Origin of the sequence: Lacticaseibacillus pantheris DSM 15945 = JCM 12539 = NBRC 106106 (assembly GCF_001591865.1) — a bacterium.
Taxonomy (GTDB): Bacteria; Bacillota; Bacilli; order Lactobacillales; family Lactobacillaceae; genus Lacticaseibacillus; species Lacticaseibacillus pantheris.
Window position 1 is genome coordinate 1 of record NZ_BCVS01000033.1, and the last position, 21,138, is coordinate 21,138.

The following is a 21,138-nucleotide window of genomic DNA, read 5'->3' on the forward strand; positions in this document are numbered from 1 at the left end:
CCCCACGGCACCCCCCACCGGCCAGAACCGCCAACAGAAGCCACCGCGCCGCCAGGACCGCCACTAGGAGCCATAGGTCAGTAGCCATCACTGGGAAAATTCTACCGGAATTATGTACGACTAGCAATGGTGAAGAAAGTGTGGAGAATCTGTCAGGGTACTGAAGAAACATTGAAGCTTCTGGGCAACCCTGTTGTTTCGTTTCCAGACAGGGTACAATAATACTCGAGGTCGGTGATAAACGCCGGCTCATTAACGTAACAATCGCTTACAAAAAACGCAATTAAAACTGCGGGCGGCGGCCCAATAATTCGGTGATAGTTTGGGGGAATTCCGATGTTAAACAAAACCGTTGAGGATATGCTCATGGTCAACCGGGAACATTACGTTATTCCGGCGTCCATGGTCGCGACGGTCCAGGCAGATAACTCTTTGACCCACGCGTTCCTTGTTCTGACTAAGGTTCGCTACGCGCGCATACCCGTGCTTGATGGTGATCAGTTCGTGGGTCTCATTTCGTTGCCCATGGTGACTGAAACCATGTTGGGCCTTGACAGCTTGAAGATTGAACAACTGGACGACATGTGTGTCCGTGACGTTATGGATACAGAGGTGACGACGGTGGCGAACCCGTACGCGTTGGAGGACGTGATGCACATGCTGGTGAATGATCCGTTCCTGCCGGTAGTGGCTAGCACGGGAGAGTTTACGGGCATCGTGACCCGGCGTGAATGGATGAAGAGCTTGAACTACATCTGCCACGATTTGAGCAAGGACTACGACGTAACGCCGAAAGTAACTGCTCACGCAACCGGCAAAGTCGAATAAAAAAGGGTCCCCCAGTTGTCGGCCAACCCACTCTGCATAGTGGGGTTGCCTGTAACTGGGGGACTCGTTTGTTAATGGGCGTTTACGGCAGCTTTGTGCCGGTGGGCGCCGTCCGCACGGTAATACCAGCGTCACGTAGCGCATCAACGTATGCAGTCAGAAAGCGGGCCCGCACGGCAGATTGGGTGCCGGGTTTAGCGGTCACGCGTACCTGGTAGACCAGACCGCCCCACTGTGAGGGTACCAGGCCCACTATCTCGGGTGCCTTCGTCAGGTCTTCGTCATTGGGCACCAGTTCGGCGTTGACCTTCTTGACGATTCGTTCAATCGTACCCGAGTCTGTGTCACTGGCAACGGGGAGATCAACGATGGCGGTCATGGCGTTGCGTGAGAGGTTCCGGACGATTGTGATGTTACGGTTAGGAATGTAATTCAACGTGCCGTCCGCGCTGACTACTTGTGTGGTCCGGAGACCCACCACCTGCACCGAGCCGCTAATTTGTCCGAGTTGAACGCTGTCGCCAACGTCTAGCTGCCCTTCCAAAATAATGAAAAAACCGTTCACGATGTCGCTAATGAAGCCCTGCGCACCGAGACCGACAGCAATCCCCACAATTCCTGCACCAGCGAGTAACGTGCCGACGGGGATACCCAGGATACTCAGAGCGGTGTAAATGTAGAAAAAGATGACCACGTAGCTAAAGATGTTCAGCACCAGCATCTTGACGGTCGCAAAGCGGCTACCGGCCAGCTGACTATTTTCGTAATGGCTGAAAACACGGCGAATGAGGTACTTGCCACCCCGGTTCAGGATGAAGAACAGGATGCTGGCAATCACAATCAGGATGGCACGATTAATGATGGTGGCTTGAATGCTAGCCCAGTTAATGTTGCTGAACCAGTGGTTAGCTTGGGTCACCGTCGATGAAACTGACTGACTTGTTGTTTTGGCGCTGAGTAAGTATGGCATGACGTCCTCCCGATTGCTTTTCACCCCTCATTTTAGCAAAGATGACGCGGTTGGTCGCGCCGAACCACACCTTTGTGACTACCAATCAGCAAATATTTAATTAATAAAACTGCCCCAAAAAATTGAATGCGTGTTCATTTGATGATATTCTGTATTTAATTGGTGGTCGTGGTATTATAGCGTCACCTCTTAATGATGACAGCGAAAGGGAGTTTAGCCATGACTGGTGGTACAATTGCACTCATCATTGCGGCAGTCGCATTTTTGATTATTGCTTTAGGCATTTTCATTGTGTGTGTCAGCTTGGGGAGTGTTAGTAAGGATTTAAAGAACACGGTCGCCGAAACGAACAAAACGTTGGCAACTATTAACGGGGAGCTCGGTACCGTTACTAATGAGGTCGAAGGGTTGCTCGTCAAGACGAACGACCTGCTTGAGGACGTCAACGGGAAGGTCAAAACGATTGACCCAGTATTCACCGCCATGGGTGATCTGGGTGAGAGCGTATCCGACCTGAACAACGCGGCCCGCGACCTCACGGGTAGCATTAACAAGACCGCGAAGGCTACTGGTGGCCTGGCCGCATTCAAGGTCGGCCGGTCTGCTTTTAGCGTACTACGCAAAACAATGTCGAAGAATAAGAATGACAACGAGGAATAGGGGGTCCCATTAATGTCTAAAAAGAACCACTTCTTGCTAGGTTTCATTTTAGGTGGCGCCAGTGCGCTGGCCGCAACTTACCTCTTAACACCACAAACAACTGATGAGCTCAAAAAGAAGCTCAAGTCCGGTACAAACGAACTGTCTGACCGGGCCGCAGACTATTTTGACTTTGCGAAGGATGCCACGGAGGACTTCCGGACTAGCGCTGAGGAGTTCGTCACTGGCCTGAAGACTAAGATTACACCGAATGAAGATGGTGATATCTCCGCCTTCACCAACGCGACGGCAGCAATCCGGACCAAGCTCGTTGGCGGTAACGATGACGATGATGATTTTGATGACATCGTCGTTGACGGTAAGAGCGCCTTTGGTCAGGCTAAGGATGCCGGTGAGGACGCGGACGACGATGTTGAGCCCGACGCGGTTGCGACTCCGGAAGAACCTGCCGCCACGGCCGGGGACGCCGAAGCCGCTGACGTGGCAGCGGATACGGCTGCGCCCGCTCCGGATGCGGACAAGCCGGCCGCTGATGCTCCTGATAAGGCGGATGACCACGAGTAATAATTGATCATAAGTTTATGGGCGCGTCATCAGGGCGTGTCTAGCAAGGAAGCCGTCACGTGGACTCACTCTAGGAGCCGGGGTGATGGCTTCCTTGTGCGTTATGATAAACAGTACGATGAACGGAATGGGGACAAGTACGTGACGGATAAAACACTCTTCTTTGACTTTGACGGAACAATTGCTGATTCTGAACGTGGCATTGTGGATAGTATTAAGTACATGGTGCACGAACGCCAAATGCGGCCACTGACGGACGCGCAGTACCGGACCTGGATTGGTCCCAGCCTCACATATAGTATCAACCAGTTTTACCCGGAGCTTGATGCGGCCGCCGTTGACCGGGCCATTGAAAGCTACCGGGTCTACTACGAGGCCCGCGGTATATTTGAGGCCGATTTGTACGCCGGTATTACCGATAGCCTGCGAGCGCTCCGCAATCAAGGCTTTCGCACCGCGGTTGCGTCGTCCAAACCGGAAGCCATGGTGGCCCGATTGGTGGACCACTTTGACCTGGGTACGCTCTTCGACGGGGTGTATGGCGCCTCGATGGACGAACATACCCGCGTGAAGAAGGCGGATGTGCTCGCCTACGCCATGCGTAACCAGCGTGCCGGTCAAGCGCATTCCGTAATGATTGGTGACCGCTTTACCGACATCAAGGGTGGGCAGGCGAACGGTGTGAAAACACTGGGCGTCACTTACGGGTTTGGTGACCGCCAGGAGCTGGTGGACGCGGGTGCCAACAAAGTTGTGGATCACACGCAGCAGTTGGTTGATGGTTCGACTGTGCTGGCTGGCTAGTACAGTCGGTGACGGCCCTCTCGTGGACTTACAGCCCCCGAAATACAATAGTAGCCCCGTGGAGGTTCCTCGTTGTCGAGGACCTCTACGGGGCTACATTTGCGCTTCAGGACGTATGACCGGGTAATTACGGTTCGATTACCCGCAACGTCTTTGGTGTATGGGTGAATGGTTCGTTGCCGTCAGCCGTGATGTGGATGCAATCCTCGATGCGGACACCGGCGAAGCCAGGAACGTAGATGCCGGGTTCAATGGAGAAGCACATGCCCGGCTGCAGCTCCATGTCGTTGCCCTCCATGATGGATGGGAACTCATGGGTGCTAGTGCCGATGCCGTGACCCAGGCGGTGGTTGAAGTATTCACCATAGCCGGCCTTGGTGATGATGTCCCGGGCGATTTTGTCGAGGCTCGCGGCGGTGACCCCAGGCTTAGCGGCCTCCATAGCGGCTAAGTTAGCTTCCAGACAAACCGCGTGGATTTCGCGCTCCCGGTCGCCGACTTTGCCGAACGCGACGGTACGGGTGGCATCGCTGTCGTAACCCTGGTGGACGGTACCGAGGTCAAAGAGGACCATCTGACCTGGCTGCACTTGGTTCAGTTCCGGGCCACCGTGCGGGTTGGCAGCGTTGGCCCCCGCCTGGACAATGGTGTCAAAACTCATTTCCATGACACCCCGTTTCATCATGGCGTAGTTGATTTCAGCGACGACCGCCTGTTCCGTCACGCCACTGTGCAGAGCGGCAAAACCGGCAGCAAAGGCGGCGTCGGCCTCGCGTCCGGCGGCGTCCATGAGGGCAATTTCGCTGTCGGACTTGATGAGCTTCTTTTGTTCGATGAACCGCGATGCGTCCGCGGGGAAGGTGGCGTCGGGAAATTGTTGACGGATGGCGTCGTAACGGTAAACGGGCAGGTCGTCCTTTTCAATGGCCCACTTGGCCGGTTCGCCGGCATGAGCGCGAATTGCGTCGCCAATGAGGGCAAAGGGGTCCTCGTGGTCTAGGTAGCCGTGCACGTCGTACGACCAGCCGCTACGCTTCACCTCTTCGATGGAGAGCGCGGGGGTAAACAAAAATGGGTCGCGGTCCGGGAAGGCAAAGAGTGCCGTGACACGTTCTTCGGGATCCTGAAAGAAGCCGCTAAAGTAACTAATGTTGGTGGGATTGCTGATGTAGGCAACGTCCAGTTGTTGGTCCTGAAGCCACTGGGTGAGTTGCTGTAAATGTTCATTCATGGATGGGTTCCTCCTTTGGTTGGCGCCATGAGGCGTATGCATACAGTATAGCATATGAGAAAATGCCAAACGTGGTGGTTGTGCGAATGTAAACGGTTAAATGAAAACGCCTCTCGTGTAAACGATTAGAAGGTGCCTCGCTAAATGCTATTGAAAATGTCATGAAAAAAGCGGTGCAAATAGTGGTAAAACGCTTGCATTCGATTCCGTAATCTGCTATCTTATACAGGATAAATCATTATCCAATACATGATAAATATAGTAATTTGAAGGGACGATTTGAAACAATGGAGAAACAGACAATCACAATTTATGACGTAGCACGCGAGGCTAATGTGTCCATGGCGACCGTATCCCGTGTTGTTAACGGTAACCCAAACGTGAAGGCGGCCACCCGTCGCCGCGTTTTGGACGTCATTGACCGCCTTGACTACCGTCCAAACGCGGTTGCGCGTGGCCTGGCATCGAAGAAGACCACTACGGTGGGGGTGATCATCCCGGATGTCACCAACATGTTTTTCTCCAGTTTGGCGCGTGGGATTGACGATGTGGCTTCAATGTACAAGTACAACATCATCCTCGCTAACTCCGATGAAAACAACCAAAAAGAAGTGCAGGTGGTCAACACCCTGTTGGCTAAGCAAGTTGATGGTTTGATTTACATGGGCCGGTCAATTAGCGATGATCTGCGTTCCGAGTTTGCCCGTAGCAAGACACCAGTTGTTTTGGCCGGGTCCGTTGATCCTGACGAGCAGTTGGCAAGCGTCAATATTGACTACGTCGCCGCAGTTCAGGGCGCCACGAAGCAGTTGCTGGATGCTGGCAACAAGAAGATTGCGCTGGTGACCGGACCGTTGAGTGAACCGATTTCCGGCCAGTACCGGTTGCGTGGCTACAAGCAGGCGTTGGACGGTGCAGGCATTGCGTATGACGAGAGCCTCGTCTTTGAAACGGAATACAGCTACCAAGCTGGTTTGGCTGTCTTCAAGCAGATCCAGAAGGCTGGTGCCACCGCAGCACTGATTAGCGATGACGAGATGGCAGTGGGGGTCCTTAACGCGGCTTTGGATGCCGGTGTGCGGGTGCCTGATGACTTCCAGATTATCACTAGCAACAACACCAAGCTGACCCAGATGACGCGTCCGCAGTTGACGTCGCTTGACCAGCCACTTTACGATATTGGTGCCGTGGCCATGCGTCTACTGACCAAGCTGATGAACAAAGAGGGTATCGATGAGATTACCGTTCGTCTCGGCTTTGACATTACGGAACGGCAGACAACCAAGTAAGCTAAAAAGCTTCCCCAACATTTTTGGGGAAGTTTTTTTGCACGGGAAAACGCAATAGGGTGAGGCCCAGTCACAACTAGCAGTCTCGAGAAAGCGATGAACATCGACGGCGGCCTACAAGAGTGGACCACAATACAGCTCCCTGTGCCTAACACAATAATGCCGATATTCCCGAATTGTGGAATATCGGCATTATTACGTTATTGCTCGGGAGCTAACCGCATTGTGGTCCACTCTCGCCCTGTTGGTTCTGGTTCTACGGTGTTACCTCAGTCGATGAACTAACGGCTGATGATGAACTTGCCGGTACCGATGAACTTGTGACGTATGACGATGAGATTGCCGAACTGCTGGAACTGTAGGTGGGTGCACTGCTATACAGTACGCTGGAGCTGCTGGAGCTGACCGCCGCACTGCTGGATGAACTGGATGCAGCGGCTGCCTTGGCAGCATCCTGTTGGTCCTTAGTCGTGGTGTCAGTATTCACGCTGGCGTCATCATCTTTGACCGACGTTGTCTTACCGTACCCGTTATTGGCACCGTCCATATAGTTCCAGAACAGGCGGTAATTGTTGAAGGTACCACCAATGGCAAACTCGGTCTTAAACGCGTCAGGCGTCCAGCCATTGTAGAGACTGGTGACGGTGCTACCACTGGTCTTGACGGTTTTCCCATTAAACGTGCCGGTACCGTTCGGCAAGCCGGTGAGGGAGTTGACCTTCACCGATTTCACGTTGCTCGGTCGACTCAGAGTCTTGTGGAGCTTGAATTGTTGTGGAATTAGCTGGTAAATGGCGTTCATTGAGGCGGCCCAGTACGTTTCGTTAATGGTACTTTGGCTCGACCCCAGCGAGAACGAGTGACCATAGTTGTTGTCATAACCCATCCAACTAGCCATGGTCAGACCTGGTGTACTACCGATGAACCAGATGTCCTTATCGTCGTTACTAGTACCAGTTTTGGCAATCAGGTTGTCGGTGTCAAAGTTAGCCAGGTAGTTGACCGTCGTCCCGGTACCCGAGCTCACAACGCCGTGCAACATCTTCTGCATGATGTAGGCGGTACTCTTGCTGAAGACCTTGGTGTTGCCGCCTTTGTGTTTGTACACCGCTCTTCCTGATGGGTCCGTGATGCTACTAATCATGTACGCGGTGGCGTGTTGTCCGTTATTGGCAAAGGTGGAGAAGGCACTGGCCTCCTGCTTCACGCTGACCCCGTAGTCAGAACCACCGAGGGCAAAGCCCAGCTTCGAGTAGTCCGACTTGGTGAAGGTGGTGATGCCCATCTTCTTAATGTAGCTGGCCACGTTGACCTTCTCTTTGATCGCACTGTATAAGTTGACTGCGGGGATGTTGTACGAATGGGCCAGCGCGTAGCTGGCGGGCATGAACTTGTTGGCAATCGTACCGCCAAAGTCGCTCACCGAATAGTTCGTGAAGCTCGTTTTGAAGTCAGCCAGCTGGGATTCTGAACCAATTAGCTGATTCTCAATTGCGGGTCCATAAACGGCGATGGGCTTGATGGTGGAACCGGATGAACGGGTTGAGTAGATGTGGTTAATCCCGCTCTTAACACCGCCGACAAATCCCAATATGGCACCAGTTTGGTTATCCAACAGCACACTACCATTTTGCACGGGTTCGGTAGCCGTTTCGGTTTTACCAGTGGCAGAATCCGTGTAGGTGTACGTATGCGTGGTGCCCCAATTATCCCGGTATTCCCTCATGACGCTCTGCATCTTCTCGTAGACTGGCTTAACCAGGGTGGTGTGAACGTGGTAGCCCTTAGTGGTCAGGAGCGTTGCCGCCTTATCCGTGTACTCCTTCTTCAGCGACGAGTCCGCGTTCAACTTCTTGGTGGTAATGCCATCGTTGTGCGCGAGTTGCTTGGTGAGCGTATTTTCGGCTTCCAGCATAACGGAACTGTACGCGAAGCCGGATGTTGATTCGTCCGTGCCGTTGCTACCAGTGCGCCGGAAGGAGGCAACTAGGTCAAATTTTTTGGCCTCTTGATACTGCTTGTTGGTGATATAACCCGCCCGGTACATGCGGAACAGGACTTCACGTTCCCGCTGGACGCCGTATTTTTGGTTGTCCTTCAGGGAGCCATCAGCATTGTACGGGGTGTAAATAAACGGACTTTGTGGTAATCCGGCGATGAAGGCGGACTGCGCAATGTTCAGATCCTTGGCGGATACGCCGAAGATCCCCTCAGCCGCTGACTCCACGCCGGCAATGTTCTCGCCATCACTATTACGCCCCAAAGTGGCCACGTTGAGGTAGGCGTTGAGGATTTGCGACTTGGTCATGTATTTATCAACGCGCATGGCTAGCACAATTTCTTTGGCCTTACGCTTAAACGTGGTTTCACTCGAAAGTAGCTGGAGTTTAACGAGTTGTTGCGTCAGCGTTGAGCCACCAGTTTGACTCCCCACACCGGTGACAGAGGAAATGACGGCGCGCAGGAGGGACTTAGGTGTGACCCCGTTGTGCTTGTAAAAGTCGGCGTCCTCGGTGGCCACAATGGCTTTGCGGACCCACGGCGACATGTTTTTGTTGCTGACGGACTCACGCACGAGGTCACTCATAACCGTGGCTAGTTTGACGTTATTCGCGTAGTACAGGGTCGCGGAGTCCTCCGTGTTCGTCACCTGACGGGTCATTGCCGATACGCTAGGCACGGGTGTCTTGTCGAGGATGGAGGCAAAGTAGCCGACGCCGACACCCAACGCGAGGAAGCCTGCACAAATAAGCCCAGCAACTAGGGCGAGAACGAGGTGGCGGATTGTCTGCAGAATGGTGTCGGCGTACAAAGTCCACGTCGCCCGCGAAAATGGTGGTAGCGGGTTAGTGACCGGTTGCCGATCATGGTGCTGCTCCGACTGCTGTGATCGCCCGGTCTGTTGGTGGCGACCCTGATGGTGGAAGCCACGGTTAATGCGGTGGCCAATACGGGACCACGAATGGCCCACTTTGCTAAAAAAATTACGCACGTTGAAATCTCCCAGTACAAATATGTAGGGCGACCATAATGGTCACCACTCGGATTGCGGTTGTCCGCTTGGTTACCGTCACCGGTAATGGATGGCGGCCCACAAATTACTAATTCAAAGTTGCTCGTACCTTAGTGTACCATGGGCGACGGTTACCGTCCCGGTGCTTGTTTTTACAATTGCGTTACCGTTGTCGGCAAAGCCGGCCAGGGTGCCATCCAGTTGGCGTTGCCCGTCGTCGATGTGTACCCGCCAGCCAATGCCTGCGGCTAGTCGCCGGTATGCTGGCATAATCGTTACCGGTGTATCCAGCAACGTTGTAAGTTCGGTCAAAAAGTTGGCCAAAAGGGCGGGGCGAGGGTCAGGGTTCGGCGCTACAGCCCACAGCCCGGCCACGGGTTGGTTAGCGACTAACGGTCGGTTTGCGGGTAAAGCTAAGTTGAGGCCCCAACCCAACACGGCAACGGGGTGCCCAGCCCTGTCTTGGCGAATCCAGGCTAGGATGCCACTGATTTTGTTGCGGCCGACAAGCAGGTCGTTGACCCATTTGAGCCGTGGGGTGGTACCACTGACGATGGCACAGGCCCGACTCGCGGCCACACCCGCTGCGGGCATGAGTAACATCATCTGTTCGGGGGTAGCGGATAGAACGTACGTACAGTACATCCCCGTACCCGCCGGCGAATCGAACTGGTGGCCCCTTTGCCCCACACCAGCATTTTGTGTGTCAGCCAACAGGACAAAGGGGGTGTGCCGGCCTTGGGCTAACTCACGCTCTGCCCAGGCGTTGGTGGAGTCGACGCTCTCTGCGTGCAGAAACGGTACGTGAAGTCCGCGGGCATACAGGGCGTCGGTGAAAGCGTCGTCGGCCATTACTGAGCGAGCCGCACAATTGCGTCGGCGTAGATGGCGACAGCACGCATAATGTCGTCAATCGTGATGTACTCGTCGGCCATGTGCATTACTTCGGGGGCACCGGGCATTTGCGCACCAAACGCAACGCCGCGCTGAAGCATCCGTCCGTACGTCCCGCCACCGACGATACCTTCCTCACCCGGCAGGCCGGTATGGTCCGTGTAGACCTGCAGTAGTGTTTGGACCAACGGGTCACTGGCGGGAACATAATGTGGTTCCTCAACCCGTCCGTGAATGGTGACGTTCACGTGGTCAGTACCGATACTACTTTCCATATTATCCCGGATGGCCTCGGCGTCCGTGCCTTGCGGGTAACGCACGTTGACCAAAATGGTTTGGGGACCGTCCTGCTCGAACGCAAAGATATCGGGGCTGGCGGTCAGCGGGCCCATCTTTTGGTCGGTCAGCGCGACGTTTAGCCGGGCACCGTTGGTTTCAGCGTGGAGGAAGTTGGTAATAACTGCCAAGTACTGTTGACCGGCGGGGTCGAGCTGCAGACCCAGTTGGTCAATCAGTGCGGCGAGGTACGTCCCGGCGTTAATCCCGCCGGCGGGGATGGAGGAATGCGCCCCGCGTCCAGTTAAGGTGATGGTAACGCCGTTATTGACTGGCGTTACGGCAGTCTTGGTACCGTTCGCCTCGTCAAAAGCACCCGCGACGGCTTCGAGGTCAGTCGGAATGGCACCAGTTAGTGTGGCGGTAGCGGTAACGGGGACCATGTTGGCCCGGATGCCGGCGTTAAATGCGTGCAAAGTGGTGGTGGCAGCACGGGCCGCCACGTGCGCCAACTGAATTTCAAAGTCGGCGATACCTTTCTCACCATTAATAATAGGAAATTCAGCGTCCGGTGAAAATCCTAACGTCGGGTTTTCTTGGGTTTCCATGTAGCGTGTCATGCCGTACCACTCGGATTCCTCGTCAGTACCGTAAATCAGGTGCACCCGCTTGTTTAGTGGCAACTGCAAATCGCGAATTACCTTGAGGGCGTAATAGGCGGCAATCCCAGGACCCTTGTCGTCGGCCGTTCCCCGGCCGTAAATCCGGTTACCCTCAATCGTTGCCTGAAAGGGTGTGCGGGTCCAACCCTCGCCAGCAGGAACCACGTCGAGGTGGGCGAGCACACCCAGGATGTCCTCACCGCTACCAACTTCAATACGTCCGGCAACATTTTCGACGTTAGTAGTACTAAAACCATCGCGCTCCGCAATTTTGAACATGGTGGCGAGTGCTTCGGCAGGGCCAGGTCCCAACGGTGCGTCAGCGGTGGCGTGCTCCACGTCGCGTTCTGAATCAATAGCAACGAGGGTGGACAGGTCAGCAATAATATCGTCACGGTACTTGGCGGCGGCTGCCGCGTAATCAATGGCCATGATTTTTCCTCCTTATGGTAACGGTGCAGTCCAAAATTCAATATTTGCTATAAGAATACCACATCCCACCGCCACCCTGCGCTCACAGTGCTACATTATCGGGGTTAGCAATCACGGACGGCGTGGTGACCACGGTCATTGTGGCGTGATGTGGGCCGACATTTTTGGCGGTACCAGGACGTATTTGGTATGATAGAGGCTATACTTAGGTGTTGTCAGTATACATAAAAATCAACTTCGGGCACGTGCCCGGCGAATGGAGCGAAAAATGACATTAGCAATCATTGGCAGTATCAATTTGGACCAGATTTTTGCGGTGCAGCAGATTCCGCACCCTGGTGAAACGCTGATAGCGGATAACCTCGCGGAAGCTCCTGGTGGCAAAGGCGCCAACCAAGCGGTAGCCGCCGCTCTGAACGGTATGGACGTCGATTTTATCGGGCGCGTTGGTAATGACGGTGCCGGTGTCGGCCTACGCCAGGCGCTAGTGGCCAAAGGGGTACAAACGCAGCATTTGGTGACTGACGAAGTGGAGCCTACCGGTCGAGCCGTCATCATGGTGGAGCCTTCAGGGCAAAACCGGATTGTGGTTGCTAGCGGCGCCAACGCCGCGGTCACCATGGACGACGTGGCACCCGTGATAGCGGAGTTGGGCCCGGATGATTTCCTCATGGCTACCTTTGAATCACCCATGCAGACGGTCACGGAAGCTTTCGCGGCTGCCAAAAAGCGCGGCGTTAAGACCGTGCTTAACCCGGCGCCCGCCCGTCATGGGGTGCCAGTAGAGCTCCTGGCGGCGACGGATATTATCATCCCCAACGAGGGTGAAGCCACCGCTCTGACCGGCATTGACATGGTTGACGCTGCTGCGACGGCCGAGGCCGCCGCGACTTTACGCGCGCAGGGTGCCAACGAGGTGATCATTACCTTGGCCGAAAAGGGGAGCTATTACTCCGGACCTAGCGGCGACTTTTCTATACCCGCGTACACCGTGCAGGCGGTGGATACTACCGGCGCGGGCGATACGTTTATTGGTGGTTTTCTCAGTCAGTATGGCCGTGGTGACGTGGCTGACGCGCTCGATTACGCCACTGCGGCTTCCGGCATTGCTGTGGCACACGTGGGCGGTCAGCCGTCCATTCCGGACGCAGCGGCGGTGACGGCTTTCCTGAAGGGGGCACATTAGCATTGGCTCAGTACCAAACGTTTGATTTAATCCAGGAAATAATCCGGAACGATGACACCCGCTACTTTGAATTGGGCAATATTTATATGAACGGCGTGGCGGAACGGTGTGCATTGGACGGTTACATCAAAGAGGTGCGGATTTTGCAGCTCAACATTCCGCATAGTACCGCAGTGCGCAAATATGAAGAGTATATTAACGACCATTATGATTTTCCCAGCCTCAAGCCCGACCACTGGGAAGAGTGGGCGAAACCTGAAGGCCCCATTAAGGACGCATATCATGAGGTGCTACGGGCTAACCATATTTCCTGATTTTAGCCGCTCATCGGTGGTGCGATTACCCACTGTGGCCGTTGTTCATGGTGATTTTAAAGTGTAGTGCGGTATGGATTCGTTGAAAGAAGGCTAAGGATGAGCAAACGGTGGTGGTGGCTCGGAGCTGCCATTATAGTATTGCTGGTTGGCGTGGGGCTGCGGCATGATGCCGGTCTGTATTCGGTGCCCGTGGCGCAGGTCACGTCTGTGCAGAACGGCCAGGCCCAAAAAGAAGTGGATTCATATAACAATACTGATTATCAGACTAAGCAAACAATTACCGCCCGCTTGTTGAACACTGAGCAGAAGGGCGCGACGGTGCACTTCACTAACGAGTACACCCAGTCTGGTGCCCTGGATAGTCCGCTCAAACAGGGTAACCAGGTGTTTCTGACCAAGTCTGGTAGTGGTTACCAATTCCGGGACAACAAACGTGACGTTGTGCTGGGTGTATTGATGGTCATTACGTTGTTACTAATCTGCCTGCTAGCTGCCAAACACGCGCTGGTAATTATTGCTTCGATCACCGCCAACACGGTGCTGTTTTTCTCGGCGATTCATTTGGACCTCCACTGGAACGGCAACCACGCGTGGGGGATTTTTACCACTTTGGTTGTCATTTTCACAATTGTCACGGTCCTATTCGTCATCGGTTGGCGCCCCGTGGGCCTAGTGATAGCGGCGGCAACCCTCCTGGCTACGGTTGGTGCAGTGGGACTCGGTTACGCGGTCATGACGTGGACCAACTATAGCGGTATTCACTTGCAACAGGTTCGGTACGTGACCCAGTCGCCCGCGTTACTTTTTTACGTGGAAATTATTGTCGGTTCACTCGGTGCGGTTCTGGATGAGACTAGCGACATCTCGGTCGCGATCTTTCAACTGAACGGCGGTGCCTCCCAGCGTTTCAAAGCCGGGATGGATATCGGACGGTCCGTAATGGGCCCGTTAATTTCAGTGCTATTCATGATTTTCATCGCTGATACTTTCGCCGAATCGGTGTTGTGGTTACGCAACGGCAACAGCATTGCCCAAACCATTGACTGGGTGATGGGGCTCGGCTTTGCACAGTCACTGATTAGCGCCTTTGGTATCGTTCTGGCTGTGCCCATTACTAGTGGCCTGGCGGCTTTAGCCGCGCGGGCACAGCGGGGAGGGGTGGCCCATGATTAACGGCATGTTATTATTAATCGTAACGTTACTCGTCTTGCTGGTTGCCGTTGGTGGTAGACGAGGCCTAAGTATCTTTATGAGCCTGCTACTCAACACCCTAGTTTTATTTATTAGCGTGGTGTTGATGGCTGGTGGCTTTTCACCCGTGTGGGTAGCGGCCATTGCGGGGATGTTAATCCTAGCAGCGACAATTTTCTTGACCAACAGCAACATGGACGTAGCCGGACCAGCGTTTGTTGCGGCCATCATCGTGATGCTGGGGTTGCTCGCGTTAGTGTTTGTGGTGGTTGTGCATAGTCACGCAGCCGGCTTTGGCGCCGAGGACAGCGAGGACCTAGAGGGTCTAGAAGTGACCATTGGCATCCGGTTCCAGCAAATTATGATGGCGGCGTCCCTACTGAGCACTTTGGGGGCAATTGCCGAAGCTGCCATTGCGGTTTCCGCCGGGATTAACGAGTTGGACGTCGAACGGGACCATGAAGGCATCGTGCAGATGGGCCGTGAAATTATTGGTACGGCCATTAACACGCTGTTCTTCGGTTTCTTTGGCGGCTTTGCTGGATTGTTTGTCTGGTTTACGCAGCTTAAGTACCCACTATGGGAAGTGTTTAACAACAAAATTTTTGTTGCGGAGTTACTCACCGTACTGTTCTCGGTGATAGCGGTTATTTTAACCGTACCGGTCACGACCTGGGTCGTTGGCCACCGCGCACGTGCGGGTCGAGAACAGAAGGGGTAAACTAGTGGCATTACGGTACTGGAGGTGTGACCATGATTTTCTTTATTGCGGATACGCACTTCTTTCATAGTGACTTGTTGGGTGATAATCAATTTGCGCCCCGCCTGTTCGATTCAACTGCGGCTATGAATCAAGCGATGATTAACGCTTGGAATGCGCGCGTGGACGACAACGACGTGGTGTACCACCTCGGTGATATTGCCATGAATCCAGAAAATGTACCCACCAACGCGTCTGTGCTCGCAATACTGGTACAATTGCACGGTCGTATTACGTTCATCAAGGGCAACCATGATTATCGGGCGTTGTTCAAGTTTTTACACCAGAATGATCCCGGTTGGCACGGACAGGATAAATTTAAGTTCCATGACGTGGGGACGATTATTAAGGCGGATCACCGGCAACTATTTTTGACCCACTACCCCATGATGATGGGAATCGTGCATCAGGTGCTGAACCTGCACGGCCACATTCACAATAGCTCCGTGTATCAGGAAGAGAATATCAACGTGGGCGTTGATTCGCCCGAACGTGCTTTGTTGCCGGAACCATTGCCGTGGGGGAGCCCGTTGACCGTGCCCGAAATTGAGGCCATTTATCAGGCCAAGCGCGCGGCGAACGCCAAGAACCGCATGTGAGGTCGGGCAAGTTCGACCATAATTAACTTTGAATTTTTGAGGAGGTTAGCTGATTGGCTAAACCAGAGGAACATGAGGATAGTGTCGCGGAGACGCCCACAGCGTTAGCGGCGGATGCGACTACTAACACAACGCCGCCCCGTGTAGTGCAGGTGGCGCCGGATATGTTGACCATCGACGGTCGCCGGTACCAGGTGGTGACTGAGTATAAGGATGCAGTCGACCGAGAGGCCCTGAACAATCGGTATGATGACGTATTGGCAAAATATGATTATATCGTTGGGGATTGGGGCTACGACCAGCTGCGGTTACGCGGCTTTTATCACGATGACAACGCGCAGGCGGCGGCCGACCAGACCATCAGTCACCTAGAAGACTACTTGTACGAGTTCTGTAATTTTGGCTGTGCCTACTTTGTGATTGAGCGCTTGGACGCACCCGAAGCCAAACCGAAGCGTAAACGCGCGCACCGCGGTGGTCGGGGCCGGCACCGCCGTCCTGATGAAGAGCAAAGTAGTCAACCGGATTACAGAAGGCGCCACCAGGAACCACGTAAACGGACGCAGTCACCAGACGCGGGGCGTAAGCAGCACCACCGGTCAAGCAGTGAATCGTCGCGTCCACAGCGTGATCAGCGTCCGTCGGGGCACACCAGCCGTAACGGGGGGCAGCAACGTCGCCATACTGAACGGCAATCTGCGGATAAGCAGCATCCATACACGGAGCGCCGCGCGCAGACCAAGCAGCCGCAACGGGGACACAACCAGAAGGCAACTACGCAAAAAGATCAGTCCGGACGGCGGTTTACGATTCGCCGGTTGGATGATAACCATAGTAAATAACGGAGTGGGGCAGTTCTTTTGAGTAAATATAAAGGCTATTTAATTGACCTAGACGGTACCATCTACCGGGGCAACGAGCGGATTCCCGCTGCCAAGCGCTTCGTTGAGCGCTTGCAGGCGGCAAACATCCCGTTCCTCTTCTTAACGAATAACACCACGCGTACCCCAGAAACGGTGTGCGCATTTTTGGCGGATAAACACGACATTCACGTCACGCCCGACCAGGTTTACACACCTTCACTCGCTACAGCCAGCTACTTGTTGAGTGAAAACGACGGGGATGTGAGCGACAAGTCCATCTACATTATCGGTGAGATTGGCCTCAAGAAGGCGATTCTGAGTACCGGCATCAAAATGAACGAACTGGACCCGGACTACGTGGTGGTAGGTCTGGATTACGACGTGACTTACCACAAATTTGAACTGGCCACGCTGGCAATTCAACGCGGTGCCATGTTCATTGGTACTAACGAGGATACCAACCTGCCTAACGAGCGCGGTCAGGTGCCTGGTGCGGGTTCCGTGATTGCGTTAGTGGAACGCTCTACACAACAAGAGGCTTTCTACATTGGCAAGCCACGTCGGCCGATTATGGACGCCGCTTTGGCCAAAATGGGGTTAGCTGCCGAAGATGTTGCGATGGTGGGCGATAACTACAATACTGATATCAAAGCCGGTATCAACGCCGGCACGGGGACGTTGCTGGTTTACACGGGTATTTCCACCAAGGAACAGGTTGCACGACAGGAAATCCAACCCACGGACCAGGTAGACAGCCTGGACGACTGGGAAGTCTAATGTCCTGCCGGTTGCGCCGCTGGGGGCGGCTGGTCACGATGTGGCTCGCATTGATTAGCGGCATCATCTTTGTGGTGACGCTCGTGTCGGTGCCACTGTTCGTTGGCTGGATACATTGGGACCGACTAGACCGGGTCGCCGGGATGTCGCCGGCCCGTCTTTTACATAACTATTTAAACATGTGGTCGTACCTGTACATGCCGTGGGTGCACCGTTTGTGGCTACCGGACTTTCGGGTAAGCGTGAGTGGAGCCACCCACTTTGCGGACGTGCAGCGGTTGTTCGTCCTGAATTTGGTGGTCATGGTCGTGACGGTGCCCTTAACGTGGAAGTGGCTACACCGCTTACGTGAGCAGCATCAAGGATACCTCCTGCGGACTAGCGCTTGGGGTGGCCTAACCGTGGTGGCCGCCTTGCTCGTTGCGATGGGGCTTAACTTTAACGTTTTTTTTATCGCCTTTCACGAATTGTTGTTCCGCAACCAGGACTGGGAGTTTGACCCGCAGCTCGACCCCATCATTAACGTGTTACCGGAAGGCTTCTTCGCTGCCTGCTTTGCCATTGGCTTCTTGCTGCTGGTTGGGGCACTGGTAAGTATGTTGGTGTGGGGGCGACGCGACGCCCGTCGTGGTTAGGTAAAAGTTGGCCGGCCTGTAACGGATGCGTCGGCGGTAGGGCTAACTATGGTAAAATTGACGTAGGCACATAAAACGGAGGTTACGTCATGGCTGAGTATGTCACGGTTGCCGACCTGGTTAAGGCCGGACATTTGGATGTAGTGAGTGGTCAGGAGTATCTAGACGAACGCAAGATTACCGTTAGTGATATTTCACGGCCTGGTCTCGAACTGACCGGGTACTTTAACTATTACCCGCACGAACGGATTCAGTTGTTTGGGCGGACAGAAACGTCGTACACCAAGAACATGGCTAAGGATAGTCAAGTGAAGGTGTTGGAACGCATGTGCACCCCGGACACGCCGGCATTCGTAGTTTCACGGGGGTTATCCGCTCCTGATGAGATGATTGCGGCTGCGTCTAAGGCGCACATTCCGGTCCTGAGTTCCCAACTACCAACGACCCGCTTGGTGTCGCTGATTACCGATTACCTTGATGGCGAGTTGGCTGAGCGCGATAGTATTCACGGCGTGCTAGTTGAAATTTTCGGGATGGGTATCCTGATTACTGGTGAGTCTGGGATTGGTAAGTCTGAAACCGCGCTGGAATTAGTGCAACGTGGTCACCGGCTGATAGCGGACGACCGCGTGGATGTCCACCAGCAGGACGAAACCACGGTCATTGGTGAAGCCCCAAAGATTCTGGACCACATGTTGGAAATCCGTGGGGTTGGTATCATTGACGTCATGGACTTGTTCGGTGCCGGCGCGGTGCGTTCGGCCACCAGCATCTCTTTGATTGTCCACCTGGAAAATTGGTCCGACGACAAAACGTTTGACCGACTGGGTACCGGTGAGGATACCCAGGAAATCATGAACGTACCGGTACCGCGCATCACGGTGCCGGTACGTGTTGGGCGTAACTTGGCCATTATCATTGAGGTGGCGGCGATGAACTTCCGTGCCAAGCGGATGGGCTTCGACGCCACGGAAAAATTCAAGGCCAACCTAGCGCAGCTCATCACTCATAACGAAGAAGAGGATGAAGCCCGCTAACGAGCCCAGTTTTTAAAGGAGCGTGTCTATGTTTGCAGCCTTAAATCCCATTGCGTTACAGCTGGGTGGCCTGGAAGTACACTGGTATGGCATTATCATTGCTAGTGGGGTGTTGCTGGCGGTATACCTGGCGATTAGAGAAGCACAACGCCGGGACGTGAGTGAGGATCACATTCTCAACCTGGTGCTCTGGTCGTTACCCTTTGCGCTCATTGGTGCGCGGGCGTATTACGTTCTCTTTGAGTGGCAGTACTACAGTCAGCACCCGGCGCAGATTATTGCCATCTGGCATGGTGGCATTGCCATCTACGGTGCGCTGATTGCGTCCGCCCTAGTGTTCATTATTTATTGCCGTGCCCACGATCTGTCGATTTGGTTGGTACTGGATATTGCCGCGCCCACGGTGATGATTGCTCAGGCCATCGGGCGTTGGGGCAACTTTATGAACCAGGAGGCCTTTGGTGGCGTCACAACCAAGGCTTTTCTGACTGGGTTGCACATCCCCAACTGGATTGTGCAGCAGATGTACATTGGTGGTGCTTATCGTCAGCCGACCTTTTTGTACGAGTCAAGTTGGAACGTTGTGGGGTTCATTATTCTGATGCTGATTCGGCATCGCCATCACCTGTTCAAACAGGGTGAAGTATTTTTAACCTACTTGATGTGGTACAGCTTCGGCCGCTTCTTCGTCGAGGGGATGCGGACCGATAGCCTGTACATTACGGCTAACTTGCGGGTATCACAATTGTTGTCGGTCATCCTGTTTGTTGGGGCACTGGCCGTTTGGGTCTACCGTCGTTATCGCAGCTCGGCGCCTTGGTATTTAGAGGGTAATCTCAACGCTGCGATTAATAATAAGGAGTGAAAATCACACTATGTCTACAAAAGTTGCTGTTTTAGGTGCTGGTTCCTGGGGGACCGTTGTTGCTAACATGTTGGTTGAAAATGGTCACGACGTCACTAGTTGGGCATACTTGGATAAGGATGCCCGCGAGATTAACGACCAGCACACCAACGAGCACTACATGCCTGGCTTCCGCCTGAACGCTAACCTGAAGGCGACGTCCGACCTGGCCGCCGCTGTAGAGGGTGCGGAACTCATCCTATTCGTGGTACCAACAAACGTTGTGCGGAGCACGGCGCAGCAATTGCTGCCCATTCTGCAAGCGACGGGCAACAAGCCAATTCTGGGCTCCTTGGCTAAGGGGCTAGAAAAGGGTAGCTACATGCGGATTTCACAGGTGCTGGACGACGTGATCCCAGCCGAGAACCGTCAGGCCGTGGTGGTCGTGTCTGGGCCAAGTCACGCTGAAGATGTGGCCACTAAGGACCTAACCGCTTTGACCGCTGCGTCGACGGACCTGGCTGCCGCTCAGCGTGTGCAGGCCATCTTTGCTAACGATTACTTCCGTCTGTACACTAACGCGGATGTCATCGGTGTGGAAATGGGTGCGGCGTTGAAGAACGTTATCGCCATTGGGGCCGGAGCTGCGGTGGGCCTCGGCTATGGTGCCAACACCAAAGCAGCGTTGATTACGCGTGGGCTAGCTGAAATTAGCCGTCTGGGCGTGAAGATGGGTGCGGACGCCCAGACGTTTATCGGTCTGTCTGGTGTTGGTGACCTGATTGTGACCGCTACGAGTGAGCACTCCCGCAACTGGCGTGCAGGTAACCAGCTGGGCCACGGCGAGCGTCTACAGGATGTGCTCGACAACATGGGTCAGGTGGTCGAGGGTGTGTCGACGGCCAAAGTTGCGCACGAATTGGCGGCCAAGGAGCACGTGGACATGCCAATCACGGAAGCAATTTACTCCGTGTTGTATGAAGACCAGCCAATTACGAACGTCATTAAGGGGCTCATGGCCCGTGACGCTAAGCCTGAGTTTGAGGAATAATTGCGTCAACACAAGTGAACTTTGACGGGGCCGCTGCCATCCAGTGGCGGTACTGTCGGTATACAAGCCTGGGCTAGCGGAGTCTTCTACTCTCGCTGGCCCAGGCTTCTGTATTGGGGTCTTGGTATCCGGGTGGCGGTGCTGCCCGTTGGGGGTGCCGTGAGATGCGGTGACTTTGTGGACTGCTCCACGGTGACCGCTGTTAGTGGCTGGCCGTACTGGCGTGGTGGCTCCGGTTGAGCGGCTGGTCCCCGC

At 54.3% G+C, this 21,138-nt stretch carries 21 protein-coding genes; 16 read left to right on the forward strand and 5 right to left on the reverse strand.

All coding sequences use genetic code 11. The features are described 5' to 3' along the window. The first annotated feature begins 336 nt into the window (after positions 1 to 336). Positions 337 to 828 (forward strand): cyclic-di-AMP-binding protein CbpB, encoded by a 492-nt coding sequence (gene cbpB / locus LPA02S_RS05070; protein ID WP_054651169.1) that lies wholly within the window; start codon positions 337 to 339, stop codon positions 826 to 828. Positions 829 to 910: 82 nt separating this feature from the next. Here the strand turns inward: cbpB and LPA02S_RS05075 are convergent, their stop codons facing one another. After that, positions 911 to 1,798: a mechanosensitive ion channel family protein gene (locus LPA02S_RS05075; RefSeq protein ID WP_056957056.1), complete on the reverse strand. Its 888-nt coding sequence runs from the start codon at positions 1,796 to 1,798 to the stop codon at positions 911 to 913. A 219-nt stretch (positions 1,799 to 2,017) separates the two neighbouring features. On the opposite strand from LPA02S_RS05075, the gene LPA02S_RS05080 reads away from it, so the two are divergent. From LPA02S_RS05080 to LPA02S_RS05090, 3 genes are all read left to right on the forward strand, one after another. Then, entirely contained in the window at positions 2,018 to 2,458 is a 441-nt protein-coding gene (locus LPA02S_RS05080; RefSeq protein ID WP_054651171.1) for a DUF948 domain-containing protein, read from the forward strand. A gap of 12 nt (positions 2,459 to 2,470) precedes the next feature. Next, positions 2,471 to 3,022, forward strand: coding sequence for a YtxH domain-containing protein (locus LPA02S_RS05085; RefSeq protein WP_054651173.1), 552 nt, complete (start codon positions 2,471 to 2,473; stop codon positions 3,020 to 3,022). A 96-nt stretch (positions 3,023 to 3,118) separates the two neighbouring features. Then, positions 3,119 to 3,826 carry an HAD hydrolase-like protein gene (locus LPA02S_RS05090; RefSeq protein WP_225354978.1) on the forward strand — a complete coding sequence of 236 codons (708 nt, stop codon included), beginning with the start codon at positions 3,119 to 3,121 and terminating at the stop codon, positions 3,824 to 3,826. A 127-nt stretch (positions 3,827 to 3,953) separates the two neighbouring features. Here the strand turns inward: LPA02S_RS05090 and LPA02S_RS05095 are convergent, their stop codons facing one another. Then, entirely contained in the window at positions 3,954 to 5,057 is a 1,104-nt protein-coding gene (locus tag LPA02S_RS05095; protein ID WP_056957055.1) for a M24 family metallopeptidase, read from the reverse strand. 287 nt (positions 5,058 to 5,344) lie between these two features. Here LPA02S_RS05095 and ccpA point away from each other — a divergent pair, with 287 nt between their 5' ends. Next, positions 5,345 to 6,346 (forward strand): catabolite control protein A, encoded by a 1,002-nt coding sequence (gene ccpA, locus LPA02S_RS05100; protein ID WP_054651175.1) that lies wholly within the window; start codon positions 5,345 to 5,347, stop codon positions 6,344 to 6,346. A gap of 256 nt (positions 6,347 to 6,602) precedes the next feature. On the opposite strand, the gene LPA02S_RS05105 is transcribed toward ccpA, so the two are convergent. The 3 genes from LPA02S_RS05105 to pepV form a co-directional block, all read right to left on the reverse strand. Continuing rightward, positions 6,603 to 9,338: a transglycosylase domain-containing protein gene (locus tag LPA02S_RS05105; protein ID WP_056957054.1), complete on the reverse strand. Its 2,736-nt coding sequence runs from the start codon at positions 9,336 to 9,338 to the stop codon at positions 6,603 to 6,605. A gap of 114 nt (positions 9,339 to 9,452) precedes the next feature. Next, a complete protein-coding gene (locus tag LPA02S_RS05110) occupies positions 9,453 to 10,211 on the reverse strand; it encodes a biotin--[acetyl-CoA-carboxylase] ligase (RefSeq protein WP_056957053.1) in 759 nt (252 codons plus the stop codon). After that, positions 10,211 to 11,623, reverse strand: coding sequence for a dipeptidase PepV (pepV, locus tag LPA02S_RS05115; RefSeq protein WP_056957052.1), 1,413 nt, complete (start codon positions 11,621 to 11,623; stop codon positions 10,211 to 10,213). The genes LPA02S_RS05110 and pepV overlap by 1 nt, the downstream gene beginning before the upstream one ends. A 268-nt stretch (positions 11,624 to 11,891) precedes the next feature. Between pepV and LPA02S_RS05120 the strand changes: the two genes are divergently transcribed. The 11 genes from LPA02S_RS05120 to LPA02S_RS05170 all read left to right on the forward strand — a co-directional run bounded on the left by LPA02S_RS05120 (position 11,892) and on the right by LPA02S_RS05170 (position 20,883). After that, complete coding sequence (locus LPA02S_RS05120; RefSeq protein WP_056957051.1) at positions 11,892 to 12,809, forward strand: ribokinase; 918 nt, start codon at positions 11,892 to 11,894, stop codon at positions 12,807 to 12,809. 2 nt (positions 12,810 to 12,811) lie between these two features. Next, positions 12,812 to 13,123, forward strand: a complete 312-nt coding sequence (locus tag LPA02S_RS05125) for a hypothetical protein (protein WP_054651187.1) — start codon at positions 12,812 to 12,814, stop codon at positions 13,121 to 13,123. A gap of 99 nt (positions 13,124 to 13,222) precedes the next feature. Then, positions 13,223 to 14,299 (forward strand): YibE/F family protein, encoded by a 1,077-nt coding sequence (locus tag LPA02S_RS05130; protein ID WP_056957050.1) that lies wholly within the window; start codon positions 13,223 to 13,225, stop codon positions 14,297 to 14,299. After that, on the forward strand, positions 14,295 to 15,038 hold the full coding sequence (locus LPA02S_RS05135) for a YibE/F family protein (protein WP_054651201.1): 744 nt from the start codon (positions 14,295 to 14,297) through the stop codon (positions 15,036 to 15,038). The genes LPA02S_RS05130 and LPA02S_RS05135 overlap by 5 nt, the downstream gene beginning before the upstream one ends. A gap of 32 nt (positions 15,039 to 15,070) precedes the next feature. Further along, positions 15,071 to 15,676 carry a metallophosphoesterase gene (locus tag LPA02S_RS05140; protein WP_056957049.1) on the forward strand — a complete coding sequence of 202 codons (606 nt, stop codon included), beginning with the start codon at positions 15,071 to 15,073 and terminating at the stop codon, positions 15,674 to 15,676. Between the two features lie 53 nt (positions 15,677 to 15,729). Continuing rightward, a complete protein-coding gene (locus LPA02S_RS11950; protein WP_054651191.1) occupies positions 15,730 to 16,518 on the forward strand; it encodes a YutD family protein in 789 nt (262 codons plus the stop codon). 18 nt (positions 16,519 to 16,536) lie between these two features. After that, the gene (locus LPA02S_RS05150) at positions 16,537 to 17,316 is read left to right on the forward strand and encodes a TIGR01457 family HAD-type hydrolase (RefSeq protein ID WP_054651193.1); all 780 of its coding nucleotides are present in this window, start codon (positions 16,537 to 16,539) and stop codon (positions 17,314 to 17,316) included. Then, positions 17,316 to 17,951 (forward strand): TIGR01906 family membrane protein, encoded by a 636-nt coding sequence (locus LPA02S_RS05155; RefSeq protein ID WP_082607956.1) that lies wholly within the window; start codon positions 17,316 to 17,318, stop codon positions 17,949 to 17,951. Before LPA02S_RS05150 ends, LPA02S_RS05155 begins: the two co-directional genes overlap by 1 nt. Positions 17,952 to 18,040: 89 nt before the next feature. Continuing rightward, on the forward strand, positions 18,041 to 18,988 hold the full coding sequence (gene hprK / locus LPA02S_RS05160; protein WP_056957047.1) for an HPr(Ser) kinase/phosphatase: 948 nt from the start codon (positions 18,041 to 18,043) through the stop codon (positions 18,986 to 18,988). Positions 18,989 to 19,016: 28 nt separating this feature from the next. Further along, positions 19,017 to 19,853: a prolipoprotein diacylglyceryl transferase gene (gene lgt, locus LPA02S_RS05165; RefSeq protein WP_054651197.1), complete on the forward strand. Its 837-nt coding sequence runs from the start codon at positions 19,017 to 19,019 to the stop codon at positions 19,851 to 19,853. 10 nt (positions 19,854 to 19,863) lie between these two features. Beyond that, positions 19,864 to 20,883, forward strand: coding sequence for an NAD(P)H-dependent glycerol-3-phosphate dehydrogenase (locus LPA02S_RS05170; protein ID WP_054651199.1), 1,020 nt, complete (start codon positions 19,864 to 19,866; stop codon positions 20,881 to 20,883). Positions 20,884 to 21,138: the final 255 nt, after the last annotated feature.